At 68.5% G+C, this 4,589-nt stretch carries 5 protein-coding genes; 4 read left to right on the forward strand and 1 reads right to left on the reverse strand.

Going from position 1 to position 4,589, the window contains the following annotated elements:
- Window positions 1-157: 157 nt before the first annotated feature.
- Genes bufB through ACODS4_RS27990 form a run of 4 tightly spaced genes read left to right on the forward strand, consistent with a single transcriptional unit; the run spans window position 158 to window position 3,966 of the window.
- Entirely contained in the window at window positions 158-1,084 is a 927-nt protein-coding gene (gene bufB / locus ACODS4_RS27975; protein WP_488869133.1) for an MNIO family bufferin maturase, read from the forward strand.
- Window positions 1,068-1,844, forward strand: coding sequence for an HvfC/BufC N-terminal domain-containing protein (locus tag ACODS4_RS27980; protein WP_488869135.1), 777 nt, complete (start codon window positions 1,068-1,070; stop codon window positions 1,842-1,844). Before bufB ends, ACODS4_RS27980 begins: the two co-directional genes overlap by 17 nt.
- Window positions 1,841-2,311 carry a DoxX family protein gene (locus ACODS4_RS27985; protein ID WP_488869137.1) on the forward strand — a complete coding sequence of 157 codons (471 nt, stop codon included), beginning with the start codon at window positions 1,841-1,843 and terminating at the stop codon, window positions 2,309-2,311. Before ACODS4_RS27980 ends, ACODS4_RS27985 begins: the two co-directional genes overlap by 4 nt.
- Entirely contained in the window at window positions 2,308-3,966 is a 1,659-nt protein-coding gene (locus tag ACODS4_RS27990; protein WP_488869139.1) for a methyl-accepting chemotaxis protein, read from the forward strand. Before ACODS4_RS27985 ends, ACODS4_RS27990 begins: the two co-directional genes overlap by 4 nt.
- Before the next feature lie 4 nt (window positions 3,967-3,970).
- On the opposite strand, the gene ACODS4_RS27995 is transcribed toward ACODS4_RS27990, so the two are convergent.
- A complete protein-coding gene (locus tag ACODS4_RS27995; RefSeq protein WP_488869141.1) occupies window positions 3,971-4,348 on the reverse strand; it encodes a hypothetical protein in 378 nt (125 codons plus the stop codon).
- Between the last annotated feature and the right edge of the window lie 241 nt (window positions 4,349-4,589).

The following is a 4,589-nucleotide window of genomic DNA, read 5'->3' on the forward strand; positions in this document are numbered from 1 at the left end:
AAGTTCTTTTTCTTCCAATGAGTTGCCTAAACCGAAGATGTGTGAATGCCGTAGCTCCCGCAGGGGGAGAGGGGCTTTCTCACCGTTGCAATGCGTTTCTGCGGCGATTTCGGGAGCGCCGCGATACACGCACCCGACCGGGGGATAAGGACATTCAATGACGCTGTGCGCCGCCCGCGTCCGTTTGACGGACCAGATCACCGACCGACCGACTCCGCCCCCCGCGATGGGCGGCATCGGGCTGAAGGCGCGGCACAAGGCGTTGCTGTTGGAAACCCGTCCCCCGGTCGCCTTCGTCGAAGTCCACGCCGAAAATTACATGGGCGCCGGCGGCCCGCCCCACCGCTGGCTGGCGGCGATCCGCGAGCATTACCCGGTGTCGGTCCATGGCGTCGGCCTGTCTCTGGGCGGTGCGACGCCGCTGGACGAGGATCACCTCGACGCGCTGGCCCTGGTGGTCGAACGGACCCGTCCGGCCCTGGTGTCGGAGCATCTGGCCTGGAGCCAGAGCGACGGCGTCCACATGAACGATCTGCTGCCGATTCCCTACACCCCCGACACGCTGGCCCACGTCGCCGCCCGCATCGACCAGACGCAAGAGCGGCTGTGCCGTCAAATCCTGATCGAAAACCCGTCGGCCTACATCCGTTACGCCGACAGCCCGATCCCCGAACCCGAATTTCTGGCCGAGCTGGTCCAACGCACCGGCTGCGGCGTTCTGCTGGACGTCAACAACCTGTTCGTCTGCTCCCGCAACATCGGAACCGATCCGCTGGCCTATCTCGACGCCATCCCCGCCGAGGCGGTCGGCGAGTATCACCTCGCCGGGCATCACCACCGGATTTTCCCCGATGGAACGGAGATCCGCATCGACGATCACGGCTCTCGCGTCGCGCCGGAGGTCTGGGCGCTCTACCGCGCGGCGGTCGCCCGCATCGGCGCCCGCCCGACGTTGATCGAATGGGACACGGACGTGCCGCCGCTCGACGTCTTGTGCGATGAGGCGTGGCGCGCCGATTCCGAGGCAGCCGACGCGCTGGCCGCCCGCCAGCCGGGGGAGGCCGCCGATGCGCCGCGTTCGTGAGTTTCAGACCCGGATGCGCGATTTCTCCTTTGATTCCGGCGGACGCGCGCCGTTGCTCAGCGCCCTGACCGATTGCGGCGGCCCCCCGATGCTGGAACGTCTGTCGATCCACCGCAACACCACCATGCTCGGCCTGTCCGCCGCGCTGGGCGACGCTTTCCCCGTCGTGCGGCGGCTGGTCGGCGAGGAGTTCTTCGAGCGGATGGCGCAGGATTACCTGCGCGCCCACCCGCCGCGCCGCGCCTCCTTGCTGACCATCGGCGGGGAGTTTCCGGGCTTTCTCACCGGCTACGCCCCGGTGGCCGAATTGCCCTATCTGACCGACGTGGCCCGGCTGGAGATCGCCTGGACTCACGCCTACCACGCCGCCGACGCCGAACCGCTGCACCCGCAAATTTTGGCGACGCTTGACCCTGAACGGTTGGGCGAGCTGTGTTTGACGCCGTTGCCCTCGCACCGGCTGCTGGCCTCGGCCTACCCGGTCGACGCGATTTGGCGCGGCAACCAGCCGGACGCGCCGGACGCGGAAATCCGACTCGACAGCGGGCCGGTCCATCTGTTGATCCACCGGCCCGACATGGCCGTGGAAATAAGCCCGGTGTCGCGCGGCGCCTTTTCCTTTTTGATGGCTCTGGCGGCGCGGCAACCGCTGGCCGCCGCCTGGGACAGCGCGCTGGCCACCGATCCGACCTTTGACCTTGCGGGGGAGTTGGCCGCTTTGCTCGCCGCCCGCGCCTTTGGGGGATACAGCCTGCCATGACCGCCACCCCATTCCCCCGCTCGCTGGCCCCCCGCCTGCTCAGCCTGCTCAACGGGTTGGGCCGTTCGCCCGATTGGCTGCACGGCGCGCTGGCCCGTTGGGGCGTCGCCGCCATCTTCTGGCGCTCCGGCCAGACCAAAGTGACCGGCTTTCACATCAACGAAAGCACCTTCGACCTTTTCCAAACGGAATACCGGGTGCCGCTGCTGCCCCCCGACATCGCCGCCGTGCTGGCCACGGTGTCGGAGCATCTGTTTCCGGTTCTGCTGGTCATCGGCTTGGCCTCGCGGCTCAGCGCCGGGGCGCTGCTGGGGATGACGCTGACCATTCAGATCTTCGTCTATCCGGGAAGCTGGCCCGACCATCTGCTGTGGGCCTCGGCCCTGGCTTATGTGATCTTGCGCGGACCGGGCGAATTGTCCCTTGACCATCTTCTGCGCCGCCGCTGTGAAAGGCCCCTCCCATGACCTTGTCGATCCGCGCCCGTCTGTGGTTGCTGCCGGTGGTGGCGGCGCTTGGCTTCGCCGCCGTGCTGGCCGCCGGGTTCATCGCCAACGGTTCGGTCGAACGCGCGGTCGAGGCCAGCGTGGAGCTGCGCGCCGACCGCGACACCCTGACCGACGCGTGGTTCGGCGTGCAGCAGACCCACGCCAGCCTGTTGGAAGCCTGGTCGATCACCGACGCCGAGGCGCTGAAGGGCCACTTCACCATCGTCCGCGCCAATCTGGACTTCATCGGTTCGACCGCCGGGGATCCGGCGCGGCGCAACGGCAAGGAGGCGGAGTTTGACAAGAACTTCAAGGCCTTCACCGATTACGTCCAAACCCAGACCACCGGGTTGGAAAGCGGCAACCGCATGACCTTGGTGGAGTTGGTCGGCGGGCTGAAAGCGGCGTCGGAGCCGGTGAACGCCCTGTTCCAGGCGATGTATCAGGCGACGTCGGAACGGCTGCTTGGCGCCGATGAGGCGATTCGGGAGGCCAACCACCGCTTGGTTCAACTGACCATGCTGGTGGCGGGCGCGGTGCTGTTGGTGCTGCTGCCCGCCATGCTGCTGGTGATCCGCAGCGTCGTCGGCCCGGTGCGCGGGATCGAGGCGGCGATGCTGCGCTTGGCCGACGGCGACACGGCGGGCGACATCCCGCACACGGCCAAGCGCGACGAAATCGGCGCGATGGCCCGCGCGGTGAAGATCTTCAAGGAAAAACTGGCCGAAATCGACCGGCTGCGCGAGGAGCAGCGCGCCGGACAGGAGCAGACGGAGCGCGCCACCCGCCAGCGTCGCCTGGAAGACGCCATGAGTCAGTTCGACAACCAGGGCACCGCCATGCTGCGCAGCGTGGAAAGCGCGCTGGCCGACGTGCAGGGCGTGGCGTCGGAACTGCGCGGCACGGCGGCGGACACCTCGCAACGCTGCGCCGTGGTGGCGGACGGCGCGGGGCAGGCGTCGGCGAATGTCGGCAACGTCGCGGGCGCGGTCGAGGATCTGGCCCGGCAGATCGACCGCATGCTGGAGCGCGTCGGCGAAACCGCCCGCATCGCCACCCGCGCCAGCGATCAGGCGCGCGACACCGACCGCACGGTGCGCGGCCTGTCGGAAACCTCCGCCCGCATCAGCGCGGTGGTCAAGCTGATTGAAAAGATCGCCAAGGAAACCCGCCTGCTGGCGCTCAACGCCTCGATCGAGGCGGCGCGGGCGGGCGACGCGGGCAAGGGCTTCGCCGTCGTCGCCGCCGAGGTGAAGGCGCTGGCCGACCAGACCGCCACGGCGACGGAGGAGATCACCGGCCAGATCGCCGCCGTCCGCGCCGAAACCGACCGCGCCGTCGCCACCATCCAACAGGTGACGGCGATCATCCACGACATCGACAGCAACGTCCGCGACGTCGCCAGCACGGTGGAGGCGCAGGGCCGCACCGCCAGCCAGATCAGCGACAGCGTGCGCGCCGCCGCGTCGGGCAGCGACGAGGCGTCGCGCAACATCTCCGTCATCGCCCGTGCGGTGGAGGCCACCGACGCCCTGTCCCGCCGCGTTTTCAGCGCCGCCGAAGTCCTGTCCCGCGACAGCCGTGGCCTGAAAGGCGCGGTGGAGGAGTTCCTGTCCACCGCCAAGGCGGTGTGAGGCGTCACCCGCGCGGCGGCGGGGGCGGCATCTGCCCCTCGCGCCCGCCCGGACGGTAGCGGTCCATCACCCGATCCAACCCGTCGTTGGTGATCGCCGGGTTGGCTTTTTGCAAGCAAGGCAGCAGCACGGCCTTGTTGGCTTGAACACGCTCCGCCGACGGGCGTTCACCGGGCGGGGCCGGGCGCACGGCGTTGAAACAGGCGACAAACTGCTCCGGCTGGACGCCAAGATCATGGGCGATCTTGTCCACCGGGCGCTTCGGATCGTTCGGCTGAAACCCCGGCGGCGGGGGCGGCTGTTGCCCCACCGCGCCCCCGATGGTTCCGCCCAGCGTCAGCCCCGCCGCCAACAACCCGCCCATCCAGTTCATCCGTTTCATGCGCGCAGTCCGTTCGTTTGAGGGTTGGAAAAACCGACGGTCATGATCGGCGTCGCGCCACACGCCACGCGACCGCCTGAAGGACGCGATAGGGCGGGCGGGTTGGGATGGGTGGGTATGGCGGCGACTCCGGGGTGAGGCGGGTCATTCTTCCTAATTGACCCCAGCGTTTCCAGCAACGACGCGCGGAACATCCTGAACGTCGGGCGCGGCTTTGGCTCCCCTCTCCCCCCCGGGGAGA

It is taken from the genome of Azospirillum sp. FG154 (assembly GCF_057809575.1).

Coding starts and splice junctions, on each gene's coding strand:
- bufB (WP_488869133.1), top strand. CDS start 158: ATGACGCTGTGCGCCGCCCGCGTCCGTTTGACGGACCAGATCACCGAC.
- ACODS4_RS27980 (WP_488869135.1), top strand. CDS start 1,068: ATGCGCCGCGTTCGTGAGTTTCAGACCCGGATGCGCGATTTCTCCTTT.
- ACODS4_RS27985 (WP_488869137.1), top strand. CDS start 1,841: ATGACCGCCACCCCATTCCCCCGCTCGCTGGCCCCCCGCCTGCTCAGC.
- ACODS4_RS27990 (WP_488869139.1), top strand. CDS start 2,308: ATGACCTTGTCGATCCGCGCCCGTCTGTGGTTGCTGCCGGTGGTGGCG.
- ACODS4_RS27995 (WP_488869141.1), bottom strand. CDS start 4,348: ATGAAACGGATGAACTGGATGGGCGGGTTGTTGGCGGCGGGGCTGACG.